General features: G+C 58.9%; 27 protein-coding genes. 22 read left to right on the top strand and 5 right to left on the bottom strand.

The genetic code is table 11. The features are described from left to right. The first annotated feature begins 17 nt into the window (after positions 1-17). The 13 genes from ACUIAH_RS07400 to ACUIAH_RS07340 all read left to right on the top strand — a co-directional run bounded on the left by ACUIAH_RS07400 (position 18) and on the right by ACUIAH_RS07340 (position 10,469). Complete coding sequence (locus tag ACUIAH_RS07400; RefSeq protein WP_445340857.1) at positions 18-1,142, top strand: phage portal protein; 1,125 nt, start codon at positions 18-20, stop codon at positions 1,140-1,142. After that, the gene (locus tag ACUIAH_RS07395) at positions 1,129-2,706 is read left to right on the top strand and encodes an HK97 family phage prohead protease (RefSeq protein WP_445340856.1); all 1,578 of its coding nucleotides are present in this window, start codon (positions 1,129-1,131) and stop codon (positions 2,704-2,706) included. Before ACUIAH_RS07400 ends, ACUIAH_RS07395 begins: the two co-directional genes overlap by 14 nt. Positions 2,707-2,708: 2 nt before the next feature. After that, on the top strand, positions 2,709-3,041 hold the full coding sequence (locus ACUIAH_RS07390; RefSeq protein WP_445340855.1) for a hypothetical protein: 333 nt from the start codon (positions 2,709-2,711) through the stop codon (positions 3,039-3,041). After that, positions 3,038-3,388 (top strand): hypothetical protein, encoded by a 351-nt coding sequence (locus tag ACUIAH_RS07385; protein ID WP_445340854.1) that lies wholly within the window; start codon positions 3,038-3,040, stop codon positions 3,386-3,388. Before ACUIAH_RS07390 ends, ACUIAH_RS07385 begins: the two co-directional genes overlap by 4 nt. A gap of 13 nt (positions 3,389-3,401) precedes the next feature. Then, on the top strand, positions 3,402-3,851 hold the full coding sequence (locus tag ACUIAH_RS07380; protein ID WP_445340853.1) for a hypothetical protein: 450 nt from the start codon (positions 3,402-3,404) through the stop codon (positions 3,849-3,851). Continuing rightward, complete coding sequence (locus ACUIAH_RS07375) at positions 3,829-4,212, top strand: HK97 gp10 family phage protein (protein WP_445340852.1); 384 nt, start codon at positions 3,829-3,831, stop codon at positions 4,210-4,212. The genes ACUIAH_RS07380 and ACUIAH_RS07375 overlap by 23 nt, the downstream gene beginning before the upstream one ends. Positions 4,213-4,215: 3 nt before the next feature. Beyond that, positions 4,216-4,548 carry a hypothetical protein gene (locus ACUIAH_RS07370; RefSeq protein ID WP_445340851.1) on the top strand — a complete coding sequence of 111 codons (333 nt, stop codon included), beginning with the start codon at positions 4,216-4,218 and terminating at the stop codon, positions 4,546-4,548. A 132-nt stretch (positions 4,549-4,680) separates the two neighbouring features. Then, positions 4,681-6,519: a tape measure protein gene (locus ACUIAH_RS07365; RefSeq protein ID WP_445340850.1), complete on the top strand. Its 1,839-nt coding sequence runs from the start codon at positions 4,681-4,683 to the stop codon at positions 6,517-6,519. Beyond that, positions 6,516-7,247 (top strand): hypothetical protein, encoded by a 732-nt coding sequence (locus ACUIAH_RS07360; protein ID WP_445340849.1) that lies wholly within the window; start codon positions 6,516-6,518, stop codon positions 7,245-7,247. The genes ACUIAH_RS07365 and ACUIAH_RS07360 overlap by 4 nt, the downstream gene beginning before the upstream one ends. A gap of 72 nt (positions 7,248-7,319) precedes the next feature. Then, on the top strand, positions 7,320-8,024 hold the full coding sequence (locus tag ACUIAH_RS07355) for a hypothetical protein (protein WP_445340848.1): 705 nt from the start codon (positions 7,320-7,322) through the stop codon (positions 8,022-8,024). 8 nt (positions 8,025-8,032) lie between these two features. After that, entirely contained in the window at positions 8,033-9,199 is a 1,167-nt protein-coding gene (locus tag ACUIAH_RS07350) for an SGNH/GDSL hydrolase family protein (RefSeq protein WP_445340847.1), read from the top strand. Positions 9,200-9,441: 242 nt separating this feature from the next. Further along, positions 9,442-10,245 carry an NlpC/P60 family protein gene (locus tag ACUIAH_RS07345; protein ID WP_445340846.1) on the top strand — a complete coding sequence of 268 codons (804 nt, stop codon included), beginning with the start codon at positions 9,442-9,444 and terminating at the stop codon, positions 10,243-10,245. After that, entirely contained in the window at positions 10,242-10,469 is a 228-nt protein-coding gene (locus tag ACUIAH_RS07340; RefSeq protein ID WP_445340845.1) for a hypothetical protein, read from the top strand. The genes ACUIAH_RS07345 and ACUIAH_RS07340 overlap by 4 nt, the downstream gene beginning before the upstream one ends. Before the next feature lies 1 nt (position 10,470). On the opposite strand, the gene ACUIAH_RS07335 is transcribed toward ACUIAH_RS07340, so the two are convergent. From ACUIAH_RS07335 to ACUIAH_RS07325, 3 genes are all read right to left on the bottom strand, one after another. After that, on the bottom strand, positions 10,471-10,905 hold the full coding sequence (locus ACUIAH_RS07335; RefSeq protein ID WP_445340844.1) for a tyrosine-type recombinase/integrase: 435 nt from the start codon (positions 10,903-10,905) through the stop codon (positions 10,471-10,473). Positions 10,906-11,617: 712 nt separating this feature from the next. Next, positions 11,618-13,144, bottom strand: coding sequence for a DUF2130 domain-containing protein (locus tag ACUIAH_RS07330; protein WP_445340843.1), 1,527 nt, complete (start codon positions 13,142-13,144; stop codon positions 11,618-11,620). A 133-nt stretch (positions 13,145-13,277) separates the two neighbouring features. Continuing rightward, entirely contained in the window at positions 13,278-13,676 is a 399-nt protein-coding gene (locus ACUIAH_RS07325) for a hypothetical protein (protein WP_445340842.1), read from the bottom strand. A gap of 746 nt (positions 13,677-14,422) precedes the next feature. Here ACUIAH_RS07325 and ACUIAH_RS07320 point away from each other — a divergent pair. Beyond that, the gene (locus tag ACUIAH_RS07320; protein ID WP_445340841.1) at positions 14,423-14,563 is read left to right on the top strand and encodes an aldo/keto reductase; all 141 of its coding nucleotides are present in this window, start codon (positions 14,423-14,425) and stop codon (positions 14,561-14,563) included. Positions 14,564-15,362: 799 nt separating this feature from the next. On the opposite strand, the gene ACUIAH_RS07315 is transcribed toward ACUIAH_RS07320, so the two are convergent. Next, complete coding sequence (locus ACUIAH_RS07315) at positions 15,363-19,256, bottom strand: LPXTG cell wall anchor domain-containing protein (protein WP_445340840.1); 3,894 nt, start codon at positions 19,254-19,256, stop codon at positions 15,363-15,365. A gap of 160 nt (positions 19,257-19,416) precedes the next feature. Between ACUIAH_RS07315 and ACUIAH_RS07310 the strand changes: the two genes are divergently transcribed. The 6 genes from ACUIAH_RS07310 (at position 19,417) to ACUIAH_RS07285 (ending at position 22,753) form a co-directional block, all read left to right on the top strand. Continuing rightward, complete coding sequence (locus ACUIAH_RS07310) at positions 19,417-19,908, top strand: inorganic diphosphatase (protein ID WP_101432914.1); 492 nt, start codon at positions 19,417-19,419, stop codon at positions 19,906-19,908. Positions 19,909-20,056: 148 nt separating this feature from the next. After that, positions 20,057-20,503 (top strand): DUF3290 family protein, encoded by a 447-nt coding sequence (locus tag ACUIAH_RS07305; protein ID WP_045924896.1) that lies wholly within the window; start codon positions 20,057-20,059, stop codon positions 20,501-20,503. A gap of 3 nt (positions 20,504-20,506) precedes the next feature. Then, positions 20,507-21,151: a DUF421 domain-containing protein gene (locus tag ACUIAH_RS07300; protein ID WP_024626892.1), complete on the top strand. Its 645-nt coding sequence runs from the start codon at positions 20,507-20,509 to the stop codon at positions 21,149-21,151. Between the two features lie 140 nt (positions 21,152-21,291). Beyond that, positions 21,292-21,609, top strand: coding sequence for a type II toxin-antitoxin system RelE/ParE family toxin (locus tag ACUIAH_RS07295; protein WP_445340839.1), 318 nt, complete (start codon positions 21,292-21,294; stop codon positions 21,607-21,609). Positions 21,610-21,657: 48 nt separating this feature from the next. Then, positions 21,658-21,972 carry an addiction module antidote protein gene (locus tag ACUIAH_RS07290; protein WP_024626894.1) on the top strand — a complete coding sequence of 105 codons (315 nt, stop codon included), beginning with the start codon at positions 21,658-21,660 and terminating at the stop codon, positions 21,970-21,972. Between the two features lie 217 nt (positions 21,973-22,189). Next, positions 22,190-22,753, top strand: coding sequence for a manganese efflux pump MntP (locus ACUIAH_RS07285; protein ID WP_445340838.1), 564 nt, complete (start codon positions 22,190-22,192; stop codon positions 22,751-22,753). A gap of 1 nt (position 22,754) precedes the next feature. On the opposite strand, the gene ACUIAH_RS07280 is transcribed toward ACUIAH_RS07285, so the two are convergent. Continuing rightward, entirely contained in the window at positions 22,755-23,417 is a 663-nt protein-coding gene (locus ACUIAH_RS07280) for a hypothetical protein (RefSeq protein WP_445340837.1), read from the bottom strand. Positions 23,418-23,580: 163 nt separating this feature from the next. Here ACUIAH_RS07280 and ACUIAH_RS07275 point away from each other — a divergent pair, with 163 nt between their 5' ends. After that, the gene (locus tag ACUIAH_RS07275; RefSeq protein WP_445340836.1) at positions 23,581-24,411 is read left to right on the top strand and encodes a winged helix-turn-helix transcriptional regulator; all 831 of its coding nucleotides are present in this window, start codon (positions 23,581-23,583) and stop codon (positions 24,409-24,411) included. A gap of 61 nt (positions 24,412-24,472) precedes the next feature. Then, positions 24,473-25,120 (top strand): endonuclease III, encoded by a 648-nt coding sequence (gene nth / locus ACUIAH_RS07270; RefSeq protein WP_445341576.1) that lies wholly within the window; start codon positions 24,473-24,475, stop codon positions 25,118-25,120. Positions 25,121-25,130: the final 10 nt, after the last annotated feature.

Raw genomic sequence — 25,130 nt, 5'->3', positions numbered from 1 at the left:
AGGCAGACTGAGTCCCCATGAGCATTGGAACACGGATCATGGGCAGACTGCCCTGGCGCAGACGCAGCCAGGACAGTGAACCACCGTCGCCGTTGGCCACCCCTCCGGCTAGGGAGGGCGCCATGGGCGACCCTCTGTCGATGAGCACCGTCTTCCGGGCGGTCCAGATCCTGGAGACGGCGGTCGCAGACCTGCCGGTCGTGCAGACTCGTGGCGGCTTCGAGATTGCACAGTCCTCCATCGTGACCAAACCGGACGTGTTCAGGTCCCGGCGCGAGTTCATCAAGGAGAGCGTCGCATCACTGGCCCTGAACGGCAACGCCTTCTGGCTCAAATCATTCGGTGTGGGCGGCGACGTAGTGAATCTGACAATCCTCCCTCCGGCCCTCGTCAGCGTATTCGATGCCACGGGCGACCCCTCGAGCCCACAACGCCGCTATGGGTACCTGGGCCGCGAATATACAGGGGAAGACATACTGCACCTGAAATTCGTAAGCATCCCCGGACTGCTGCGAGGGCGCGGCCCAATCGAGGCCGCCCGCGACGAAATTAATGGTGCCCAGGATGCTAGGGATGCCAAATCGAAATGGTTCAGGCAAGGTGACCACCCCACTGGCATCCTCACCAGCGACCTGCCTATAGACACGGACGACGAGGCTGAACTTTATAAACAACGGTTCGAGAGGAACCCAGATGGTGTCAAGGTGCTGGGCAAGGGCCTGTCCTACCAGCAGCTCATGCTCAACCCCGCCGACATGCAGTATCTGGAGACGCAACAGTTCGACACCACCCAGCTTGCACGCCTTTTCGGCATTCCCCAGTCTTTGATGATGAACAAGGTCGATGGATCCTCACTGGCCTATCAAAACATCGAGCAGGAATGGATAAGCTTCAGCGACTTCACTCTGGCGGCCTATGTTCAGCCCCTGGAAGACGCGCTGAGTGAACTGGTACCCAGGAACAACACCGTCGACTTTCGCTGGGACAACATGCGACGCTCGGATACCAAAACCCGCTACGAGACCTATCAGATAGCCATACAGGCTGGCATCTTGACCACCACGGAGGTGAGGGGCATGGAAGGCCGGACCCCGCTCGACGAGCCACAACTAACAAAGGAGACCAGCGATGACGAGACATGAAATCGGTCTGAAAGGCATACGCCTGCGCAAGGCCGAAGGAGGCGACGGACGCACGATCGAGGGGCTGGCCGTCCCCTTTAACCGCACCATCGACACCTGGGAGGGAGCCGAGACGTTCGACTCGGACTGTCAGTTCGAGGGCCTGGACGAAGCCAAGCTCTGCTACCAGCACGGCGAGCTCATCGGCACCATCACCCAGGCGCGGACCCAGGAGGACGGTCTGCACATCCAAGCCCGCATAGCGGACACCGAGACTGGCCGGGATGTGGTCGCTCTCTTGGACGAAGGAGCGCTGGACAGCCTTTCCATCGGCTTCGTTCCTATCGAGGACGAACGCGACCGTGACGGCATCACCCATCGGAGGAAGGTGCGCCTCCTGGAGACCAGCCTGGTGAGTTGGCCCGCCTACCAGGACGCAAAACTCACCGACCACCGCAACCATGACCAGACCACAGCGGCCACACAACTAAATGAAGAAAGCGAGCAGGACATGCCCAACGATGATATCCAGAAGATCCTCGACCGCCAGGATGAGATGGCCGAGACCCTACGCAAGATACAGGCCGCGCCCAAGGAGGCCAAACCAGCGCCCATCGGTGGAGAATACCGCGACGCCGGGGCTTTCCTAAAGTCCCTGGCCATAGGAGATGAACAGGCTGCCGATCTATACCGGCGCTTGCAGGAGCGCGACTGGACCGGTGCCGGCATCACGGACACCGACCCGACGGCCACCTGGGTGGCCGATCTTGTCCGTATTCTCACGATCAAACGCCGCATCACCAACCTCATCGACCATAAACCCCTGCCGGCCGAAGGCATGACGCTGAGCTACCACGTGCTGGACAACGACACAACGACTACCGGCGAGCAGAAAAAGGAGGGCGACACCCTCCCCTACGGGAAGATCAAGCTGGGCGACAAGTCCGCGTCTGTCCAGACCTTCGGCGGCTACACCTCGGTCTCCCGCCAGGTAATCGAACGGTCGACCACCGACTACCTATCCACCCTCATGACCGCATTGGTCAACAGCTACGCGAAGAACAGCGAACAAGGCTCTCGAGATGCCCTCTACGGGGCCATCAAAGGTGTAGACGATACGGCCAGGTTGTCCATAGGCAAGACCCTATCCGCTACGAAGCCTAACGACTGGCTGGGCCTGATCGTAGATGCTAGTGAGGAATTCGACGAACGCAACGCGAACCTCGAGGTGCTGGGGGTGAGCGCCGACGTGTTCAAGACCATTGCCAGCCTCACGGACAACGGCGACCGGTTCATGAACGTGTCCGGTGCCAGCGTCAATCAGCTCGGCTCCATCGATGTGAAGGGGGTGACCGGCAACCTGCTCACCCTCGAGGTGAGGCTCCTGCCCAAGGCCGATGCCGGCACAGCCTGCTTCATCGACCACACCGCCGTCACGATGTGGGAGTCGCCCAACGCGCCTTTCCGCCTCCAGCAGGACAACATGCTCAACCTCACACGCGACTACAGCGTTTACGGCTATGCGGCCCACGGCGAGACCTTCCCGGACGGTCTGCTCCCCGTCAAGTTCACCCCCCAGGTGTGATCATGAGCAACGACACTGAGCTATGCGAGGAGCTGGCCTTCCAGACCAACGAGCACGACGAGGATGACCGGCCCCGGCTGCTCAAGCGCATCAAGGAGGCCAGGGCCTACCTGGACTTGGCCATCAAGGACGAGCAAGTGCCCGAGCCCGTCATGGACGACTGCATTGTCAGCATTGCAACAGACTTGTGGCAGGCCAAGGATGCCCGCAATGGCATCATCGGCCTGTCCGAGGACAGCGGCATCGAGCCCTTTCACGTCAGCAGCGACCCATTGCGGACCGCCAGACCTAAACTCCGCGCGGTCGGCATCCCGGTGGGAATGGGGATTGCATGACAATCAGCGAACAGCTCAACGTACTCGAGACCCGACTGAAGACCAAACACGTCTCAGTGATCACCCACAACGCCACCGAGGTCAAGCCCGGCAAGGTCACCGTCCTGATCCAACCTCCCGAAATTACCTCGGAGCAATGGGGCGAATCCGACGCCAAATGGGTGGCCGCCATAACTGCCGGCACACCCACGACTCAAGGCAAGGCCTTCATCGACATCCTGACAGTTCTTGACGAATGGACCGCATCTGGCATCAACATCAACGAGGCCACTCCGGCGACATTCAACCTCGCGGAAGCCGGAAGCCTGGGCTGCTACGAGGTGACACTCGGCCCAATGGACCTCTAGAAAGGAAACAATTATGACAGACAGCAAAGTACGCACCCTTGGCCCCGGCCAGCTAATCATCGGCGATGAGCAGGACTCGCAGAAGTTTGATGTCGACTGCACGAAGACCTCGCTGACCCCCAAGGCGGACACCGACGACACAGATGAATTCCTGGACGGCCACACCGAGTCCGGGGCGCAGACCGTCTCCTGGACTCTGGACACGACCGTCAAGGAGGACTTCAGCAAGGACGGCATCCAAGCCTGGTGCTTCAAGCACTCTGGGGAGACCAAGCCCTTCACATTCGTGCCCAACGAAAAGGGGACTCTGGCCTTCCAGGGCGACGTACTGATTGCCCCCATTGGCATCGGCGGGGACGTGAAGAAACGCAATGACCAGGACGTGAGCTTCACCGCTACGTCCGTGAGGCTCCTGGACCACACTCCGGGCGCCAAGGCCGATGACCAGCCGATCGCTGATTGAGGTCAAGGGGTCCGCACAGCTTGCCCGGAGCCTACGCAAGGCCGGAGCGGACGCTAAGGATCTCAAGGCAGTCAACCGTAAAGCCGCCAGCCTGGTGGTGCCAGCCGCCCAGGGACAGGCGCCCGTCAAGAGTGGGAGGCTGACCAAGACCATCCGAGCCGGCGCCACACAGAAAGCCGGCATTATCCGGGCGGGACGGGCATCGGTCCCCTACGCCGGCCCAATTCACTGGGGCTGGCCCGGCCACCACATCAAACCACACCCCTATCTCGCCGACGCTGCCAAAGCCACCGAACCTGCATGGGTGAATCTTTACGAGAACGAAATCAAACGAATCATCGAACAAGTACAAGGAAGCTGAACTATGAGCGTCATCATCACCTACACCGACGGCACCACGCAGTCCTGCCAGCCCACCCTCTTCGACACTATCCAGGCCGAGAAGTACGCCACGTCCCAGGGCTGGGGAAGCGGAGGCACCTCCGTGATCGCCACATCCTCCTACGCCACCTACGCGACCCTGCGTCGGCGGGGCTTTATCCAGACGGGACAGACCTTCGAGCAATGGGCCCAGACCGTGGCCCGCATGGACACATCCGAAGGGACTAGGGACGAGGCCGGCACCCCATCGGATGACGGATCAGGAGACCTGCCGGCCCCTTTGCCGGATGGCCCGACGGGTCCCTCCACCATCTGAGCGTGATCCTGGCCGCACGCTTCGGGGGGACACCCTGGGCATGGAGGGCCGAGACTGGGCCCGACCAGAGGGACTGGAGCACTGCCGTGGCCCTGATGAATGAGGAAGCCGAAAGGATGAAGGAGGTAGACAATGGCTAAGAGCGCAATCTTGGCGGTGCGCATCATCGGGGACAGCTCGGGTGCAACCCGGGCGATGAGCAGCACCGCCAGCTCTGCCAACGGCCTGGCAGCCAGATTCGGCGCTGTCTCCGGTGTCGTCTCAGGCGTGGTCAGCTCCATGACCAGCAGCGTCATCGGGCATGTGAAGAACCTGGCCGGCGAGATGACGGCAACATCAGATTCGGCGCAGAGCTTCGCCAACACCCTGAACTTCGCCGGCATCGACAGCTCGAAAATCAAGGCGCTGACCAAGTCGACCCAGCAGTACGCCGACCAGACCGTGTTCAGCCTCTCGGATATACGCAACACCACCGCTCAGCTGGCCGCCAACGGCGTGCAGAGCTACGACCAGCTGGCCCAGGCCGCTGGCAACCTCACCGCCGTGGCCGGGGGCGGTGCCGATGCCTACAAGAGCGTGGCCATGGTCCTCACTCAGACCGCCGGCGCCGGCAAACTGACCACCGAGAACTGGAACCAGCTCTCAGACGCCATCCCCGGAGCCTCTGGGAAGCTTCAGGAGGCCATGAAGGCCAACGGCGCCTATACCGGCAACTTCAGAGACGCCATGGCTCAAGGGCAGATCACATCGGACGAGTTCAACCAGGCCCTCATGCAACTGGGCATGTCGGATGCCGACAAGAAGGCCGCCAACGACACCAGCCAGATGAGCAACGCCGCAGGCAATGCCGACGCGGCCATCGTTAAGTTCGGCTCCGGCCTGCTGGACCTGGTCAAACCCACCGTCACTGGATTCATGGCCACTTTTGCTGACAAGGTCTCAAACCTGGCCGACAATATCCCAGGCATGGCCGGTCAACTGGGTCAATGGGTCGGTCAACTGGCCTCCATAGCCTCTGCCATCGCTCCGGTCGTCATAGGTGTGGGCGCCTTCGCCGCCGGCATTGGGGCCCTATACGCGATAATGAGCGCAGGAGGCATCCTGCAATGGGTCAGCTCGCTTTCGGCTGTCACCTCCGTGACCCAGACATGGACCACGGTGACCACCGCCGCCAAGAACGCCCAAGCAGCCTTTAACCTCGTGATGGCCGCCAATCCGGTGGCCGTGGTCACCCTGGCCATCGTTGCCTTGGTCGCTGGCCTGACCTGGTTCTTCACCCAGACGCAGACCGGCCAGCGAATATGGGGGGCTTTCACCTCTTTCCTCGGCTCAAGCATCTCCAACATCCAGACCTGGTTCAGCCAGACGGGCGACTGGATTATGGTCAAGTGGGGCCAGGTCACAGCCTTCTTCGGATCAATTCCCGGCGCCATATCCGGCTTCTTCGCAGGCATCAGCCAATGGCTGAGCCAGCCTTTCAAGAATGCCGGCACCTGGGCGCAGGGGGCATGGGACTCGACAGTCGGCTTCTTCCAATCGGTCCCCAGGAGAATTGCCGACTGCTTCAACGACCTAGGGAACAAACTCCTGTCTCCCTTCAAATGGGCGGTCGGCCAGATCAAAGGTCTGTGGAACAGCACCATTGGTGGTTTCGGCTTCGATCTGCCCGATTGGATACCGGGCGTGGGAGGCAAATCTTTTAGAATCCCCATGCTGGCCCAGGGTGGCTTCCTCACACGTTCAGGCAGTGTGATCGTGGGCGAGGCCGGTCCCGAGCTCCTGGACCTGCCACGAGGGGCGCGGGTCACTCCACTGGCCAGGACCGGATACACCTTGTCCGGGCCCACTTCCCGAAGCCGTACCCTTCCGGTCTACGTCACTATCAATGTGGAAGGCGTCGCCCTAGACGGATACGAGACCGGCAAGAAAATAGCCAGCGCCTTGCGCGAATACACGGAGGCGAGCAGGTGAGACAGCCGTTCCTCTTCATGGACCTAGGACATGGGTGGCAGAACATGACCGGTCACCAAGGCCCTGCAACAGCGCTGGCGTCATTCAGCATCGACTGGGGAACCAGCCAGCCCACCAGTCAGCCCGACCCCAGCGTGCTGAGCTTCAAACTCATCGACCGCTCCGGCGAGCTCGCTGGGAACAGCACACGATTGGCCGGAGCCAAGGTCCTCATTCAACTCACCCGGATGCCCCAATGGTCCGACCTGACTGACCCGACCGATTGGCAGCACCAACCCGATATCATGGACTGGAACGGCTTCCACCTGGCTCACCGGCCTGACCCGACCCAACCGCCGGACCCTACGGCGCTGACCATCTTCAAGGGCAGCATGGCCACAGGCAACAGCATCGAGCAAAGCAATCAAGGAACCTATAAGCTTAGCCTGCATGCCAACGGTGATCTGGTGAGGGCATCACGCACCACTCAGCAGGGACCCACATCATCCGACCCCGCTCTGGCCGGCAAGCACTGGACCCTGTCAACCAAGCAGCGCATAGACGAAGTGCAACAACGGCTCATCTCTCTGGGATGTCCGCCCTTATCGGAAACTACTGTAACCTGGCTCAACCACGCTGCCGGAGACCTAGCGCCCTATGAGCTGTCAAGCTGGCCTGACCTGTCTACTGTCCTCCACTCCCTGGCCTCGGCAAGCCCCGATATACCTCTGTTCTACGAAACCCACTAACACGGCATTGACCAGACCGAGGCATGGCTTGCTGGCGCTCCTTCATCCATCAGCCTGCACTCCGACGGTACCTTGACCGCCGAAAGCGGGGGCAGAACGCAGGCCGTGCTCGCCGGCGACCAGATCAAGGTCGACGCACACACTCTCACTCTTCCAGAGCCCGTCAGCAAGGTCACCGTCAAAGGAAAGAAAGTCAAATGGGACCAGAGCCAAGGCGCTCTCATCTTCGAGGACGCACAAATCGACTTCACCGACCAGGGCCGATTGCCACCCAACCTAAAGGAAACCATTAAATCCTCCATCTTCGAATCGGATGCCATCATCGCCGACGAGTCGCAGGGACATTGGCACGGTCAGGTGTGGCGGCTTACCGACGCCCAGCGCAGTCAATGGGCGGAATGGATCAAAGCCTGCACCATACGCCTACGCCCACAAAAGCTCACCGTGACTAGCGCAAAAGCCGACATCGACCTGGCCGAGCAGAACCTACAACCGGCCCCATCCCTTTACGCCTTCATCAGCAACCGGTACACCAGACTGCTCAGCGACGACGGCACCCCGGCGACATCAGGCGTTTGGATGGCCATTGGCGGCACCCTCAGCTTCACCTGGGCACACGACCGGCCCATCCTCTCGAACGAGATCAACCTGTGGCCCATGCCCACCATCCCCTCGCAAATAAGCCGATGGCAGGACCTGGCGCCCATCGCTCTTGCTTGGAACAAGCTAGCTATCACCTGGGGCGAGTTCTCGCAAATCACCTACTTCCAACGATAGGAGACACCATGCTGGAAACACCACGTCATCACATTAAGTACCCCGCCGGAACGGACCTTGTTAAAAACGCCAGCTCTCAGTTCCAGGCGATGGCGGAAAGCATCGACAACACCCTCGATGTCTTGCCAGCACAAGTTGCCGATGCTGTTACAACAGCAGCAGCTAATACGAAAAAATGGAGAGACGAAGCTGCTTCCTTTGCAGCTTCATCAGGGAATTTACAGGACAATGGCTTAGCAACTTTAATCAGGCGCGCAGGCTCGGAGACCAGGAGAGCTCTATATGGGGGTTCTTGCCTTTTTATTGGCGACTCATACACTGAAGGGCTACGAGCTTCAAGCTCATCCCAACGATGGAGCACGCTGCTGGCACAGTCTATGGGCTGGACTGAATATAACTTCGCTTCTGGTGGCAGCGGGTACAGCATACCTGGTTCCGGCGGCAGAACATTCTTGCAACAAGCCCAGTACGCCAAAAGTCGCGGCGTGAACCCGGACATCGTAATCGTGGCCGGCGGTCGTAACGATGGCTCAACCAGTGTCGAGAATTCAGCGAAGAGTTTGTTTGATGCTTGCCGCGCCAACTGGCCCGCTGCGAAGATTATAGCGATTCCCATCATGTGGGATTGCCGGCCAGTCACAAGCGATGCGTTAGCCCGTGCAAGCGAAATACGGTCAGCCGCGAATATTGAAGGCGCCACCGTCGTTTGGGACGCCTGGACTTGGCTATATGGACACCAGGACTTGATATATGATCTTGGCGGCGGCAACCTTGACATGCACCCCAACAATGCTGGTTACGCGGTTATCGCCAGATTCGTTCGCCAAGTGCTTTTAGGCGGGCCCTCGACTGTAAGTTTCCGCCGGCAACCTTTGCCCTCACGCAACAACAGTCAACCGACGACTGCTAGTGTACAAATCGTTGATGGCATGGTTCACATCCAGGGCCAATTTGACTCTCCGAGCTCGGTTTTCTCCGGCTGGGACTTCACTACCATTCCGGCCCCAGCCAGGCCAGCGTCCGATCGATATGTTCTCGGATACACGGTCGGCGGCGCGACACCCCTGCTCATCAAAATCTCAGCTCCAGACGGCGTCTGTACGATCAACAACATATACGGATCAGCAGGCAAAGGCGTCGGCCTGCCAGATGTCTGCTGGCCGGTGGCCCAATGAGCGAGACGGTGGTGGTGGCCATCGTTGGCTCGGCCGGCGTTGTGCTGGGAGGAATCATACAGGCGGTGGCATCAGCAGCCCGCGACAAGCTGGAAGCCTACCGTCTAGCGCAACAGATGCAGAACGATAACGCCTTGCTTTGGCAATGGAACCGAGAGCTCGTAGACCATATATATCGACGAGCCCCTCCACCTCCCCCAGGGCCTCCTGATGGACTGTTCAACCATGACTGAAAGGGCAGAATGTGCGATATTAACCAATTAATCGACCGGATGCGCTACTGGTGTGGATCCGTGAGCCTCGGATATAGCCAGGCAGACCGGTGGAATATCCGCCCCGGAGGCAACTGCGATTGCTCCAGCCTCGTAGTCCATTGCCTGCAAGAAGCGGGCTTTGACACGGGGAAAGCCACTACCACCATGAATCTAAGTTCTGAGCTCACGGCAAGAGGCTGGCTGCGGCTGCGCCCTGATGGCAATCCAAAGCCGGGCGACTTATTGCTCAACGACAAGCAGCATGTGGCGGTATACCTAGGCCACGGCTTATTAGCTCAAGCATCTATCTCTGAGAATGGCGGGATTAACGGCCTTCCAGGCGATCAGACCGGCGGCGAAACAAACGTGGCTCCCTATTACAACTATCCCTGGAATGCATATCTCCGATACGGAGGAGAAACAATGAAGTATGACACCTTCGACTCGAATTGGACTCGCGACAGAGCCCAAGAGGGCGCAGAGAAGGCTATCGATAAAAAAATGACGGACGAGTGGCACACAAACTGGTTACGGGATCGCGTCCAGGAAGGTGCGCAAAAGGCACTTATACTGCAAACCGGTCTTGACGGTCGTAACGTCTTGGACGGTGTCATCCAGGCCCGCAACGAACTCGCCGAGCTTAAGACCCTTATTACAGCGCAAGGAGCGACTATAGACACCCTGGCCAGGGCAGTCGGGGCAAATCCAGCCGACATCGCTGCCACGGTCCAGCAGGCGGTCAAGAACAAGCTCGACCAACTGCATATCACTGTCGACGAGGTCAAGCCATGAGCGACCCGAAGCATTCTGCAGGACCCGCCGAGGAATATAAGCCGCTGTTCAGCGAACGGACCAGGACCACCATCTATATCGTGGCCATGGCCCTGGTCATCATCGGCAGCGGTGTACACAGCTTCGCCAACCCTGCCCTGGGCGACTGGCTGACCACGGTGGGCGGCTATCTCGCCGCCGGTTTCGGAGTCGTCTATAACCCCATGCGCATGGCCGGCAAATAGGTCAGCTGACCAGCCTGGCACCCGCCAGAGCGGCCCTGAGCCGCGAATCGGGCATGGCTACGTACCTCTGCGTTGTCTCGACCGACTCGTGCCCCAGCAGCCTGCTTACCAGGTACAGGTCGTGGGTCTCCTGGTAGGTCATTGTGGCGTACCGGTGGCGGAGGCTGTGGGCGGTCCATTCGCCGCCCAGCAGGCGGGCGACGTGCTTGCCTACATAGCTGGCTTCTACGTGCCCTGACCAGCGGCCGGGCAGCAGCCAGCCATGCCGGTCGATGATCTTCTGGGCCAGGTCGTCGGGCAGGGGGACCAGGCGTTGCTTGTCGCCCTTGCCGTGGACTATGAGGGTCCGGCCCAGCAGGTCGTCCATGACGTCGTCGCTGCGCACCCGGGCTATCTCGGCCCGCCGCAACCCGCATTCGGCGGCCAGCCTAATCATGAGCGTCTCGGTTTCGTTGGCTTTGCTCAGCGCGACCAGGATGACCCGGTCGGGGCATGGTCTCGGATGTGCGTGGGGCCGCCGGATACTGGGCAGATCCTTGGATATGTCCTGCTCGGCCCGGCCTGACCTATAAAGCCATCCGATAAAGCCATCCGAAAAAGGATGAGGCGGCGTTCCTGTACCCTTTACGGGTCTCCGGCTTCCAGTCTCCCGCCGCGAACCAGTGCACCAGCTCTTCTGCGGTGACATTTTGCGGCGACCCTCTCAAGTCGTTACTGAGCTTCGTGAGCTGCCGGCGCCTGGTGTCGACACTCAGGGCAGAGAGACTGCCGGCCTGGAGGGTTTCAATCCATTTATCTATGCATTCGCGCCATTGGGGCGCAGGGGCTTTCTTCCTTGACATGAAGCCATGTCATCACGTGGTTAAAATGAACTCGCAGGGTTCGCCGCCGGGGCGGTGAACCTGTGACCTCTGGGTCAGTAACCCAGAGGTCACAGGTTCAAATCCTGACCCCGCTACTAGTAAGGCTCGGAATCATTTAGATTCCGAGCCTTTATTGTTCTATCTTGTTTTTCTATCTCAGCGCACTTGGGGCAGGTCGGAACACTGGCCAGTGAAGTGCAGCCAGATACAGGTGGACGGCCCAACCGCAAAATCAGAGAAAGCCCTCTGCATCCATCCCTTCACATGACTGCACCGTTCACGTTCTTAGTCTCCTATGGATTTGGACTTCTTTACTTCGTCGAACTTGGCCTTCATGGTCTCATTGTTTCGGGTCAGTCTTCGTATAGTCACGTCCTGTGCCTTGTTGTTGGCCAGACGAAGCTGGTTCTCGGAACCTAGCAGAGCGTCTTTGATCTTGTTCAGGTGGTTGATGGATTTGTCAATCTCCTCTACCGCACTCTTGAACTTTTTCGAGGCGATTTCGTAATTGCGACCAAAAGCACTCTTAAAGGAGTCCAGCTCTTCCTCGAAATGAGTTATATCGATGTTCTGTTCCTTCACCTCTTCAAGTTCATTCTTGTATTGCAAAGAGTTCTTGGCAGCATCCCGGAGCAGGGTGATTATCGGAATGAAGAACTGCGGACGGATGACATACATTTTCGGGCAGCGATAGGAGACGTCCACGATACCCGTGTTGTACAGGTCGCTGTCAGGCTCCAGCAGGGAGACCATGATGGCGTACTCGCAATGCTTCTCCCGCCTGTCCTTGTCGAGCTCCTTGAAAAAGTCCTCGTTCTTATGCTTGGTGGAGGTGGTGTCCGTCTCGTTCTTCATCTCGAACATGATGGACACGATCTCCGTACCCGAATCGTCCTTGTCGCGGAAGATGAAGTCGCCCTTGCTGCCCGTCCTGGCATCGTTGTCCTTCTCGAAGTAGGCATTGGGGAAGGCCGTGGACCGCAGCTTGTTGAACTCGATCTGGCAATGCTGCTCAAGCGTCTCCCCAACCATCTTGGTGGACAGCTTCGCCTTCAAGTCACGCAGCCGCTCAATCTGATCGTCACGATCCTGGATCTGGACCTCATAACGCTCCTTGAGCGACTTGGCCTCGACCTTGCTTTGCAGCTCCGCCTTGTCCAGGCTGCTCTTCAATTCCGCTATCTCGGAATCCTTGTCCGCGACGACCGCCTGCAGCTGCGACTTCAGCTGCTCCTTGGAGAGCTTCTCCTCCGACTCCTTCTCAAGCTGCAGCCTCTCAAGCCTGCCCTTGAAATCATCCCTCTCCTTCTGCACCGGACCCAAAGCCTGGGCAAACTCCTGCTTCTTCTGCAACTCAAAAGCATCCAACTGATTCTGCAATTTGACGATCTCGGCCTCTTTGTCCGCAGCCGCCTTCTGCAGCTCGCTCTTGGAATTGGCCTCTGCCAGATCGAGCGCCTGCTGCTTCTCCGATTCGGCCTTGTCCAGCTTGGCGCTCAGATCATCTTTCTCCTTCTCGACCTTCCTCAAGGCTTCTGAAACAGCCAATTCCTTTGCAGCCTGCTCGGATTCCAGCTTTGCCTGCAGCTCCTGTATCTGGGCATCCTTTGCGCTTTTGGTCTTCTGCAAGGTCTGCTCAGCCTGTGCCTGGTCCAGTTCGCGAATCTTGCTGTTCTCACGCTCAGCCTGCTCAAGCCGTTCATGCAGCTGCCTGTCAAAATCCTTGTCACGAACCTGCTTCAAAATATCGGCATATCCGGCCTCGTCAATAGTGAATGCGGTTTTGCAATTGGGACAAACAATCTCGGGCATATGCAACCCTTTCTTTCCAAACCTGCGTTAAAAACTACCCCTGCTCCAAGCTGTCTGTGCTGAAAACCGAGTACATAACAGCTGAGCACATACGACACTTAATGAAAACTATATTTGATCTACGTCGATACCATTACAAGGATTCAATAATCATGGACCAGCTGATAATCTTGCGGATCGCGCCACAAGCCCGGCGATAGTCTCCCGCCTGCCTTGCAGTCTCGAAAGCTGCTGCTACGGCCGGCTCTTCAATGCCGACCGCCTCGGCAATCCACAGCAGCGACGCAGCGTTCTCCAATTTGTTATAACAATTCTTTGCACTGTTATTCGGCTTCTGCCGGGAGTAGGCGCCCGATCCATGGGTTGCGTTAGCTGCAAACCACTGCACCATATGCTGTTTTTCTGTTCTTGCATGCGTATCCGGCGAATTGCCCACCTCGCGAATGTACTTATCGGAATACGGGTAATGCGAGCGCTTGAAACGCAACAAACGCGAAAAAGCAAGGCAACTCATATCATTTCTGCCTGCCACATGAACCCTCTTCATTAAAGGTTAACTTCAACTTTTATGTCAATTGTATCAGCAAACAATAATGGCATGTCCAGTTGGCAACCAGCCAAGCAGCATTGCTCGGATCGCGTCCATTTCACAGAACAAAGTACGTATACGGCACGCGTACATCAATAAACATTAGGCATACCCTGCCTGGCTGTTATATCAGGTATCCAATATCACCATTGACGAGACTCGGGACTTCTAGATTAAGAACTGACTGACTCCAAATCACTCACGGGAAATAACACCACCGGTATCGACACATTCTGCGGAACTGAGCACAAAAGCCGGGCATGCCATAAAAGTCTCATGTCTTTGACAAAGAGCGATAAGAAGACAATGCCTACTACAAATATTATTATTCGCTTCATAAGCCAAAGAAGTAGAATTTCACAGACCCGAACTTGCTAGCATGATTGCATCTGCGCTAAGGAAGTTCAAGGGAGCTTAAATGCAGTACACGCAACAGGGCGAAACAGGCATCAACATATCAAAGATCTGCGTGGGGTGCATGAGCTTCGGCAAACCAGGCACCGTGCACGATTGGGCGCTGGGTGAGGAAAGGACCGACGCGGTCGTTGCGCACGCACTGGATCAGGGCATCACTTTCTTCGATACAGCCAACGACTACTCGGCCGGGACCAGTGAGGAATATCCGGGAAAGGCACTTAGAAAGCATATAAGCCGCGACCAGGTGGTCATCGCCTCCAAGGTCTACTTCAATGAGGGGCGACCTTTCATCCAAGGCCATCCATCGCGAGATCGATGGGATGCTCAGGCGACTGGTCACCGACTACCTGGACCTCTACATCATCCACAGGTTCGACTATGTACGCCAATCGAAGAGACCATGGAAGCACTGAACGACCTTGTCAAAGCAGGCAAGGTGCCATCGCTGGGAGCCTCAGCCATGCATGCCGCCAGTTTCAGGACATGCAGAAAGTCTCCCAGGGCAACGGTTGGAACCCTTTAAGTGCCATGGAGAACCACTACAGCCTGCTCTACCGGGAGGACGAGAAGGACCTAGCCGAAGACAGATCTGGCCACCATTGACCCCGTACAGAAAACGGCAGAGCGACACAACGTTCCAATGGCCCAGACATAGCCTGGCAGCGGGCCAAAGGCGTTGCTTCACCGATCATTGGCGGCCACCAAAGCCCGGCATCTCGACGATGCGGCGGCTGCGCTAGATTTGGAGCTCACACCTCAGGAGGGCTTCTCCAGGGAGGAGCCCTACCTGCCGCATGAGACCGTGGGAGCCATTGACAGCAATCCACCCCAGGCTGTGTTGCCACTGGAACCGGAGGAGAATTAGCACACTTCCCTATGGCTTGGTATCCATAGTCAGGAGCGCAGGTAGGTTAGACCCGATCACTTGCTGCTGAATGATCCGAATCTTCGACGACTCTCGGAACAGTCGAAACATCCGAGGCCTCAGCATCTTCAGAATCAGCCGGCGTATTCAACGCTTCCAACGGCTGCGGATACCCAGAAATTTTTTGTCAACAAGCCCTTACTTTGGAACCGGAAAAGGCCGGTATGCGCATCGCACAGCTCGACTGCCCTGCAGCTGGCCGAGAACGCCCTTGGATCTAAGACTGACCTTGTTACGTCAATCGACAGACCAAAATGCGCACACCTGACTGTGTACCTGTTCCAGGATCACCGCCTCTCGCGGTTTTTGGCGGACATCTGTCTGACCAAGCGGAATATGACAAACCCGGTCATGACCGCTGCAGTGGCGAGCGCTAATGGAAGCACCACCGCAGCTCCGGTCTTAGGCAGCGCGGCTTTCAGAGCGTTCCAGTCATCACTGTTGGATTCGACAGATTGATCGGCACAGAGCAGACGACCATCGACCACCGCTCCGCGAGAATCCGCTCGGTCTGAGATTTTTTGGCCATTCTCCAGTTGAGGCAGGGAGGTCTGATCCTCCACTGGACAGGGCACCAGAGGACTACCTACCACCCGAGCCCTGTCGGTGTGCCTACCTGATATGCCTGTCACTGTGGCATGCACATCTACAGACTGACCAGGTCGAAGCATCAGGGTCGACCAGTTGTCAGGATAGTGGATTCCGGTCACCCGCCCCTGACCGACGACCGTCTGATCCTCCAAATGGAGTTGTCGGGCGGGGAAAATGGCTCCGGTCCCATCGCTGGGATCGCGAGGGGAATCATTGGTGATTCGGAAGACAATAGCGACGTCGTCATGAGTTCGGAGAGCCTGCTCCGGCTGGTCCCGATCACCCTTGGGCATGCCGCCAGCCTGATCGAATTTCTCGATATGCAGAGCCGGGGTCATATCGGGCGTTCTGGTCCAGACTGTGTTGGAGACCAGGGTCTTGTCCTGATAGAACTCGGTGAATCGGTTCTCATGACGTTCCACGTTCTTCAGCCGCCTGCATTGCAGGTAGGCCCTCCAGCCGACCGGGCGGTCGCCTGAAGCGCTGACTAAGGCCAGATATCGCGGCGTGGCCTCCACTTTGACCAGACCTGCCGGGTCTGCCGTCATCGTAAACAAGGGGCCGCCATGGATATCTGCGGACATGTCCGAACCAGCCATAATCTGTCCATGATGAATCAGGATGTGCCCGTTCTCGTAGAGATCCTGGGTAGCGTAGACGGCCCAATGGCCAGTGAATCGATCCACCGCAGGATCCAGCCGATCCTCGATCCGCCAGGTTTTCACCTGCGGGTAAGCCCGTCCGGCTGGCAGCAGACTGGAGTCCAGGCGATAGAGGAAGAGCCGATCGCGGTAGATGCTGCCGCCATGTGCGCTTTTCCCGCCCACGGCGACCACCACATCCTTGGCGGGATTGAGCAGCTTGACTGGATTAGCGACCACGTTGGTTGCTTTATGCAGGTCGTTGACGATCTGGGTCGCTTGGTTACGTACTACGTGACCTGATTCTGCGCGGATGACCGTGTAAGGCAGAACCACATCGTAGGTACGCCCCAGTAGCCCTTGGTCAATAGCCGGCTCTCTGAGGGGATTATGACCGCGAGCAGCAGCATAGGCAGCCAGATCAGCTGGCTGGGGATCCCCTTTGAGGGTTACGCCTGTGGCCGGAACATAGGTGTCCACGGTTTTGGCGAAGACCAAGACTACGCCGTTTTTTACCTGAATATTGAAAGACTTAGTGTAATCCCGGCCGTCGGAACCCAGAACCTCGATGCTCTTGGGATTGATATCCAGGTGACGAGCGTCGTAGGCATCCGTCATGCCCAGCCGCCAGACAGGATAGGCGGTGTCTTTGCGACGGGCGTCCAGACTAATCCGGTAGGCCCCTTGGTCGCCTATGAAGAGCACCTTGCCGTCGATGCTGATGCCTGGATCATGCGCGCTGACATCGCTCTTTGAGGGATGGAAGTCGGCTGGCGGATTGCTCACTTGGTTAGAAGGGGTCAACGAGTTGTTCAGCGTCAGCACCCACTGATTGCCCACCCGATGATCCGTTGGAGCCTTGGTATCAACCCTGCCTTCAAAACGCAGGCGGATCCTGGGGTGGCCCCCGGCACGCCACTGGCTGATCCGGGCGGGGTCGGTGATGGTCACCCGCAGGCTGTGCTCCTTGTCCTTCCACTTTGTGGCGTATCCGGTCTTGGCGATGACATCGCCGCCCTGCAGGTCAGTGACTTCAAGGGTCTGCTTGTCGGGCAAAAACCAGCGGTCGTAGACATCCGTCAGAATGACTGATTTGACAGGATAGGCCAGATTGTCAGGCAGGCTGGGCTGGGTATCCAACTGATACTCCAACCGCTGGCCAGGAAAGACCGCCTTGCCATCAACACTGGCCTGCTCCCCGCCTTGACCGGCCTCCGAGATGACATCCTTGCGCACCGGAGGCAGGTATCCGCAGATGCCCGGCTTATTGGTCTGTACGTTCTGCGTATTGACCGTCTGGGAGCCTGAGTTGGTCAGCGCCCCGCCCTGGCTGCCATGGCCGTTCGGGGCCTTGCAAAAGGTCAGTTCCTGGTCAGGTGTTCCGCCCAGGTCCTTGCGAACCTTGGCTGCACCGCCGCCATTGGCAAAGCGAACCGTAAAGGGAACCAGCATGGTGACCTGCCTGGGGTCCTCCATCCCCTTGAGACCGTTCAGCCATCCGCTTTTGGCCTGTGCCCGCGCCCGAGTGCCGGTCACGCTGATCTCGAAACGGTCGGTCACATCCCTGCCCTTGTCCACAATGTCCTGGATGCTGCTGCGGCGGTAGCGCCCATCTGCATCCGCCTTGGCCTCGGCCTCGAAGACGCGAATAGCCCGAGCGCCATCCTGATCAACCAGATAGTCGGCAGCGCTCCAGTCGTCAGCCAAAGCGAAAACCTTAGGCGCTTCGATCAGATGGGCTTCAACAGTGGCGTTGACCACCGATCCCACCCTGTCGCCGTCCAGAAAGGCACGTCCGTCGCCACCAGTTTTGTTGGTCCATTGAGGGTCAACGACTGCCTTCCAGAGCCCGGTGGCGGGATCGCGCAGAATCCAGGATTTGTCGGGACTGGGCTTCCATGTGGGAGTGCGGCGCTCAGGGGTCGACTGGTCAACCTGACGGACGCTGCCCTTCCAATCCACTTTTCCAGAGTCCAGAATTACCCCAATGTCCGGCTGCTCGACGGTCACGTCCAGCTGCCATGCCCATTGATGCTCCTCGGGCAGAGCCCCGCCCTTCCAGGTGGCTGTGGCCCTATTGCCGGGCGGTCGGCTCCCATCGGCGGTGTTGAAAGCGAATTTGCTGGTCAGATCCTCACCGCTGGTCAGGTCTTTGACCATCTGCCCGCCGACATGGTACTGCTTGCCTTGGGGATCGAAAACATCGCTGAAGGTCAACTCGCGGCCGCCCCGACCCGTTCCAGTCTCGATGCGGGTGCGGTTGGTCATCCCATCCGCGCTGGTGCCAGGATCCACTTTCTTGTCGGGTGGATTCGGCGGCAGATCGGCCGGTTTGGGCTCATAGTCGTTGAGCATGAAGACCACCAGGGAGATGCTGTGCTCGTTGCCAGCATACATGTCGGCGAACTTGTCCAGGCTGTCTCCAGGCTGGTCCCAAAAAGGTTCGCCGGTCCTATAGGTCACCCCGCGGTTGCTGAAAGTGCGGTTGGCCACCTGGTTTCGCCAGTTGTCCATCCATATGCTATGGATGGCCATGCTGACCCCATCGAAGACCCGCTGAGAGCCGCGATAGCCCGTGACCACACCCACGCCGGTCACCCGGCAGTGGCTTTGTCCGGATTCGTCGGCATGGGCCTCGTTAAAGCGTGCCTGGCAGTTGCCGTTGGCCTCATCCAGAGCCTGGCGTTTGACCCGAGCAGTGGTGGCATTGCCGCCATCTACAATCCCCATTTTGGAGAAGGCCCTGTCGATGCTGCCTATCTCATAGCCACCGAAGGAGCCTTGGTCGTCATCCTTGTAGGTCCAGCCCTGCCAAAACCGGCCATTGCCTTCAGCACCGCCGCCGGAATGACCTGATCCGCCGCCAGCCATGGCGGGAGCCGCCGGGCCGACAAGGGTTGCCAGTGCAGCCAAGGCCGCCAGCAGACCCGTCCATCTGCGCTTGTTCATACTTATCCTCACTCTTCGCCCACCCCATGAATCGAGTATGAGCGGCCGCCGAGCAGGCGTGAGCGTCAGCGAAGCACTGTGGTCGAATGTGCCCCGGGACGGTTATGCTGTGTATGAGAAGACATACCTATGCCGTCCAGACCGAAAAGGAGACAGGACAATGGCAGAGACATTCGACGTGTTGGTCGAGATCCCCCGGGGCTCCCGCAACAAGTATGAAATGGACCACGACAGCGGCCACATCAGGCTGGACCGCACCCTTTTCACCTCCATGGGCTACCCCGACGACTACGGCTACATCGACGGCACCCTGGGCGAAGACGGCGATCCCCTGGATGCCCTGGTCATGATTCCCGATTCGGTCTTCCCGGGTTGCATCGTCGAATGCCGCGCCGTCGGTCTCTACCACATGGTCGACGAGGCAGGCGGGGATGACAAGGTCCTTTGCGTGCCCGCCGATGTGCGCTTCGACGCCATCAAGGACATCGACGACGTCTCCGACTTCCACAAGCAGGAGATCAAGCACTTCTTCGAGCAGTACAAGGCCCTGGAGCCAGGCAAGGAGGTCATGCCCGGCGACTACTGGACCAACGCCGAGGCCGCCGAGACCCAGATCAAGGCTGCACGCCAGCGCCTGGCCGAACAGCACTGACTTCTCAAGGCCGACCAGCGGTCACAACCACCCCGGCAAGGGCCCAATCGAGCGCCTGAACCGGGGTTTTGCATGCCCAAATCCTCCCAAAACGCGTCCGGCCGTCTACGATTGCCAATTGCGGGTGCGCGCAAGGGCAGGAGCGGCTATGACTTTCTATACATACCAATACCTCAAGGGCGGGCAGACCAACTGGACCATGATCAGGATCATCGTGGTCGTCGTTCTGGCCCTGGCCTTTCTCTTCTTCCTGTTCATGTACTCCCGCCACCGTTGGAACCATAAGTACAAGGATCTGTCCATCATCCTGGCCACCCTGCTTCTGCTGGCGGCGGCCATCCAATACAGCGACTACACCAATCTGCGCACAGCCAGCCTGCAGAGCGGTCAGCTGACCACGGTCATCGACAAGTCAGCCGCCAAGCTCAAGGTCGATCCCGAGCAGATCAGCATCAACGACACCTCGCGCAACAACGACATGATCATCAAGACCCCCAAGGGCTACTACACCCTGGTATTCAACAGCTCCGGCTCCGAATTCCTGCTGCAGCGCGCCGACCTGTACCACCCAGACATCACCGTGATCGGAGAGTGACCCATGGATATCAATTTCTACGTCAACGTGGCCCTGAAGCTGATCGTCGGGCTGCTCTTCATCACCCTGCTCATCAATGTGACCGGCAAGGGGAACCTGGCGCCCACCTCGCCCATGGACCAGCTGCAGAACTACGTCCTGGGCGGCATCATCGGCGGGGTCATCTACAGCGACAGCATCTCCATGGCCCAGTACATTGTCATCCTGCTGATCTGGGCGGCGCTGATCCTCATCACCCGGTATGCCAAGACCCACATCCACGCGGTGGGCAAGTACATCGACGGCGAACCGGTCACCATCATCAAGAACGGCAAGCTGCTGGTACAAAATTGTCTCAAGGTCAACTTGACGGCCAAGGAGGTGGACTTCAAGCTGCGCACCAAGGGCATCAACGACATCCGCGATGTCAAAAGGGGTATTGTCGAGCAGAACGGCAGCCTGACCATCATCTCCGAGGGTGACAAGGACGTGCGCTATCCGGTGGTCATGGACGGACGGGTCAATCCCGACGTGCTGGATACCATGGGACGGGACGAGGACTGGCTCAACGAGCAACTGGCCAAGCAGGGCATAGACAAAGTCAGCGATGTATACATGGCGCGCTTCCAGAACGGTGAGTTCTATGCCGTCACCTACCAGGATCAGTAGTACTCGAAAACTGACTACAGAATTCGCGAATCACTCGACATTCAGGTGTCATAAGCAATTGTTGCAATGTACACTGTAGTGTACACTTTCTTGTGGGGAATGGGACGCATCTTCTCGAAATAAGAGGGGAAAGCGACACCATGCCCTTATCCATCATTGAAGTACTGGAGACTGAGGAATTCAGCCGGTGGATTGATGAATTGAAAGACACTCAGTCGGCGGCCCGCATCCTACACCGATGGGAACAAATAAAACGATCCGGACACCTTTTAGGCGACTGGAAGACTGTGGGAGAAGGCATATTTGAAATGCGTTTTCACAATGGTTCGGATTACCGCACCTACTTCGGACTGAAGAACAAACAGGTCGTGTTGCTGCTTTGCGGCGACAGCAAGACTCACCAGAAGAGGGACATAGACCGGGCAAAACATCTGTGGAGGTCATATCTGGAGAGCTGACGGCATCCAGATGGGCAACAAACGGACCACATTAAGGACAGAGTCGTGATGACGTTGAAGATCAGGGAATTCCATGCAGGCGACCATATACATACCGAACAAACAGCCGTCCGCTACCTGCAGGTTGCCATGGAGGAGGCCGACAAGGCCGAAACCTCTCGGCAGGGGGCTGCAATCATCGCAGATGCACTCGGCGAGGTGGCACGAGCACAGAGGCATATGAGCGCCATCGCCTCTGATGCCGACCGATCCCGGTCGGGCATCTACAAGGCCCTGAGCAATCAGGGGGATCCGGCGCTGAGCACGGTCATCAGCGCCGTCCATGCGGCAGGGGGCAGTCTGACTGTGACCATGGCTCACTAAGGGGCCGATCGGATAGCCTGCCATGCTTGATTATCACAGCGCTGACAAGTAAAATCTATGTTCATATAGTTATGGCGTAGCATGTGAACGGCATTCAACGAATTCAAAGCCGACTCCAATCGGCAGTTCCGCGCTGGACGCTCCCGAGGCGTAGGCGGGTTTGAGGAGACCTGGTCGAGGCCCATCCCACCAGGGATGAACCCTTTCAAGGAATGCCGTGTTCTTTCGATTGTTGTTTATCGCTTTAGGTGTATCTTCTGATGCCTTCGCCGTCTCCATCAGCAAAGGGCTGTCCGTGGACCGACTGCGGGCGCGCCATCATTGGCTGGTCGGACTTTGGTTCGGCGGATTCCAGACTCTGCTGCCCCTGCTAGGTTACTTCGCCGCTTCCATGCTGCAGAACTCCCTGGCCGCTGTAGATCACTGGATTGTCTTCGGCATCCTTTCAGCCATCGGGGTCAACATGATCCGCGAGGGCGTCTACGGCAAGGAGGAGGGAGCGGACGGCGAGGAGAATTTCTCCTGGCGGCAGATGCTTCCTGCAGCCATCGCCACCAGCATCGACTCATTCGGCGTGGGCGCGGGCCTGGCTCTACTGGGCATCAACATCTGGCTGTCCGCACTGGTCATCGGGCTGGTGACGGCCGCCGCCTCCATGCTGGGGCTGCGCATCGGATACGCGGTCGGGTCCCGCTGGCGCAAGCCTGCCAGAATCGCCGGCGGGATCATTCTGATCGTCATGGGCATCCAGATCCTTCTGGACCACCTGATGAATGCCTAGATCAGAACGTCGTCTGCAAGACCATGACGGCCAGAACCACGATGGATCCGGCCAAAAGAACCGACATCAGCGCCAGACCAAGGGCCCCACGCCGATCAGCTGCCTCCTGGGCCCAGCGATAACCCGAGGTCATGAGCCCGACCAGCAGCAGCAAGGCCACAAGCACCACCAGGATCGGCATCAGGTCAGGTCGCAGGCCTCTGATCAGCTCTGGCAGGAAGACCCACCCCGAGGCGGCGACGGCGGTCACCCCGCCCATGGCGGTTGCAGAAATGCCACGGATGACCATCCGCCTGTCCCGACGCAGCATCTGCCGAACAAACATAAACACGGCCAGGAGGGCCAGCAGGAATGCCGCAGTCGACAGCCATGCCCAGAAGACACCGGGCCCCTGCACGACCAGGGCCGGCGCCAGAGCGACCAAGGTCAGCAGACCGGACATGGCTCGGTCAGGACCAGGTCGGATGCCTTTGCCCACCAAGGGCCAATAGGCCAACAGAGCCGATGCCAACACCAAAACCAGAACGGCCTGCACCCATCGGGCGGCCCGGGGCTCTGCCAGCAGGCCCAGCGCTGCGCCCGGCAGGATCAGGGCCGCCAAGGCCACCAACTGCGTCAGAGCGGGCGCGCGCCCATCCCGGTTTTCTTTTACGGTCTGCGCCATGGGTCCTCCTGCCTGTCCCCGTCGGGGAGCCATAAGTCACATCCTAGGGCAAGGCCATCCTGTGAACTCGGAGCCCCTGTGACGGGCCGATTGTACAATGATGACGACTGTTCAACGAATCCACACCCGCTTTGGACGAACGGACAGGGAAGAAGGTACCCCCGTGACGGATCTGACCTTGATGACCTGCGCCGAGGATCCGGCATCGGTTCTGCCCGCCTTGGCCCTGCTCTCCCATCGAGTGCGCGTTCTTCCTCTGGATGCCGCCTCCCTGGTAAGAATGCCCGAGGACACCGTGCTGCTGATCGATGCCAGCGACGACCTGGCCGAGGCCAAGACCCTCTGCAACCTGACCCGAGCCTCGGGCCTGTCCACGCCCATCATCCTGATTCTGAGCGAGGGTGGCTTCACCGTGGTCAACGCCAGCTGGGGTGTGGCCGACGTGATCATTCAGTCCGCATCACCCGCCGAGGTCGAGGCCAGGCTGCGTCTGGTCTGTCAGCGCGTGACCCCGACACGCAAGCCAGATGCCCAGCCGGAAGAGACGGAGGATCAGGTGCCCACCGGCCAGGTCCGCTCGGGTGACCTGGTTGTGGACACCGAAAGCTACACGGCCCGAATCCACGGCCGTCCCATCAACCTGGCCTACAAGGAGTTCGAGCTGCTCAAATACCTGGTCCAGCATCCAGGCAGGGTCTTCACCAGGGCACAGCTCCTCCAGGAGGTCTGGGGTTATGACTACTACGGCGGCACCAGGACGGTGGACGTGCACGTGCGGCGGCTCAGGGCCAAGCTGGGCAGCGAGTACGAGCACCTGATCGGCACGGTCCGCAACGTGGGCTACCGGTTCGACCCGCCCTCATCGGCGCGAACGGCCCAGGCTCCCAGGGCCACGACAGAGGCAGGAAGCGAACCGGATGCCGCCGGTCAAAACGACAGCCAGTCCAAACAATCCGAAGATGCCAAGAAGAAGAAAACCGATCATAGTGACTGATGCATCATCCAATCGAAAGCACCGCCAAGGCAGGGAGAGCAAGGCCCGGCGCCTGACCCGCATGCACGAGGAGTACCGCATCCTCTGCCAGGTCTTTCCCGAGGCGGTCTGCGCCCTGCACTTCCGCAACCCCTTCGAACTGCTGGTGGCCACAGTCCTGAGCGCCCAGACCACCGACAAGCGGGTCAACTCGGTGACCCCTGAACTCTTCGAGCGCTATCCAGACCCTGCAGCCATGGCCCAGGCCCAGCCGACCGAGCTGGAGGCCATCATCCACCCGGTGGGCTTCTACCACGCCAAAGCCCGCCACCTGCTGGGGCTCTCACTGATGCTGACCGAGGACTATGGCGGACAAGTCCCCCAGACCATGGAGGAATTGACCAGCCTGCCTGGCGTGGGGCGCAAGACCGCCAACGTGGTCCTGGGCAACGCCTTCAACATTCCAGGATTCCCTGTGGACACCCACGTCACCCGGGTCACCGGCCGCCTGCGCTGGCGGACCGACTGGCGCAGCACCCACCCCGATCCGGTGAAGATCGAGCATGAGATCTGCGACTGCTTCCCTCCCGAGGACTGGACCAATCTATCGCACAGGTTGATCCTCCACGGCCGGGCCACCTGCCACGCCCGCAAGCCCGACTGTCTGCACTGCCCGCTGGCCGAGACATGCCCCAGCGCCGAGCTCCTGGCCGGACCGGCCTCTCGGTAGAATCAAGACC

This window comes from Bifidobacterium sp. ESL0820, assembly GCF_052606235.1.
Note: the sequence above shows the minus strand (reverse complement) of the source record. Positions and strands in the feature narration are given on the sequence as shown.

Bases quoted from the DNA above. Each gene is read 5' to 3' on its own strand.
- ACUIAH_RS07400 (WP_445340857.1), top strand. From the start codon at position 18: ATGAGCATTGGAACACGGATCATGGGCAGACTGCCCTGGCGCAGACGC.
- ACUIAH_RS07395 (WP_445340856.1), top strand. From the start codon at position 1,129: ATGACGAGACATGAAATCGGTCTGAAAGGCATACGCCTGCGCAAGGCC.
- ACUIAH_RS07390 (WP_445340855.1), top strand. From the start codon at position 2,709: ATGAGCAACGACACTGAGCTATGCGAGGAGCTGGCCTTCCAGACCAAC.
- ACUIAH_RS07385 (WP_445340854.1), top strand. From the start codon at position 3,038: ATGACAATCAGCGAACAGCTCAACGTACTCGAGACCCGACTGAAGACC.
- ACUIAH_RS07380 (WP_445340853.1), top strand. From the start codon at position 3,402: ATGACAGACAGCAAAGTACGCACCCTTGGCCCCGGCCAGCTAATCATC.
- ACUIAH_RS07375 (WP_445340852.1), top strand. From the start codon at position 3,829: ATGACCAGCCGATCGCTGATTGAGGTCAAGGGGTCCGCACAGCTTGCC.
- ACUIAH_RS07370 (WP_445340851.1), top strand. From the start codon at position 4,216: ATGAGCGTCATCATCACCTACACCGACGGCACCACGCAGTCCTGCCAG.
- ACUIAH_RS07365 (WP_445340850.1), top strand. From the start codon at position 4,681: ATGGCTAAGAGCGCAATCTTGGCGGTGCGCATCATCGGGGACAGCTCG.
- ACUIAH_RS07350 (WP_445340847.1), top strand. From the start codon at position 8,033: ATGCTGGAAACACCACGTCATCACATTAAGTACCCCGCCGGAACGGAC.
- ACUIAH_RS07345 (WP_445340846.1), top strand. From the start codon at position 9,442: ATGTGCGATATTAACCAATTAATCGACCGGATGCGCTACTGGTGTGGA.
- ACUIAH_RS07340 (WP_445340845.1), top strand. From the start codon at position 10,242: ATGAGCGACCCGAAGCATTCTGCAGGACCCGCCGAGGAATATAAGCCG.
- ACUIAH_RS07335 (WP_445340844.1), bottom strand. From the start codon at position 10,905: ATGATTAGGCTGGCCGCCGAATGCGGGTTGCGGCGGGCCGAGATAGCC.
- ACUIAH_RS07330 (WP_445340843.1), bottom strand. From the start codon at position 13,144: ATGCCCGAGATTGTTTGTCCCAATTGCAAAACCGCATTCACTATTGAC.
- ACUIAH_RS07320 (WP_445340841.1), top strand. From the start codon at position 14,423: ATGAGGGGCGACCTTTCATCCAAGGCCATCCATCGCGAGATCGATGGG.
- ACUIAH_RS07315 (WP_445340840.1), bottom strand. From the start codon at position 19,256: ATGAACAAGCGCAGATGGACGGGTCTGCTGGCGGCCTTGGCTGCACTG.
- ACUIAH_RS07310 (WP_101432914.1), top strand. From the start codon at position 19,417: ATGGCAGAGACATTCGACGTGTTGGTCGAGATCCCCCGGGGCTCCCGC.
- ACUIAH_RS07305 (WP_045924896.1), top strand. From the start codon at position 20,057: ATGACTTTCTATACATACCAATACCTCAAGGGCGGGCAGACCAACTGG.
- ACUIAH_RS07300 (WP_024626892.1), top strand. From the start codon at position 20,507: ATGGATATCAATTTCTACGTCAACGTGGCCCTGAAGCTGATCGTCGGG.
- ACUIAH_RS07295 (WP_445340839.1), top strand. From the start codon at position 21,292: ATGCCCTTATCCATCATTGAAGTACTGGAGACTGAGGAATTCAGCCGG.
- ACUIAH_RS07290 (WP_024626894.1), top strand. From the start codon at position 21,658: ATGACGTTGAAGATCAGGGAATTCCATGCAGGCGACCATATACATACC.
- ACUIAH_RS07280 (WP_445340837.1), bottom strand. From the start codon at position 23,417: ATGGCGCAGACCGTAAAAGAAAACCGGGATGGGCGCGCGCCCGCTCTG.
- nth (WP_445341576.1), top strand. From the start codon at position 24,473: ATGCACGAGGAGTACCGCATCCTCTGCCAGGTCTTTCCCGAGGCGGTC.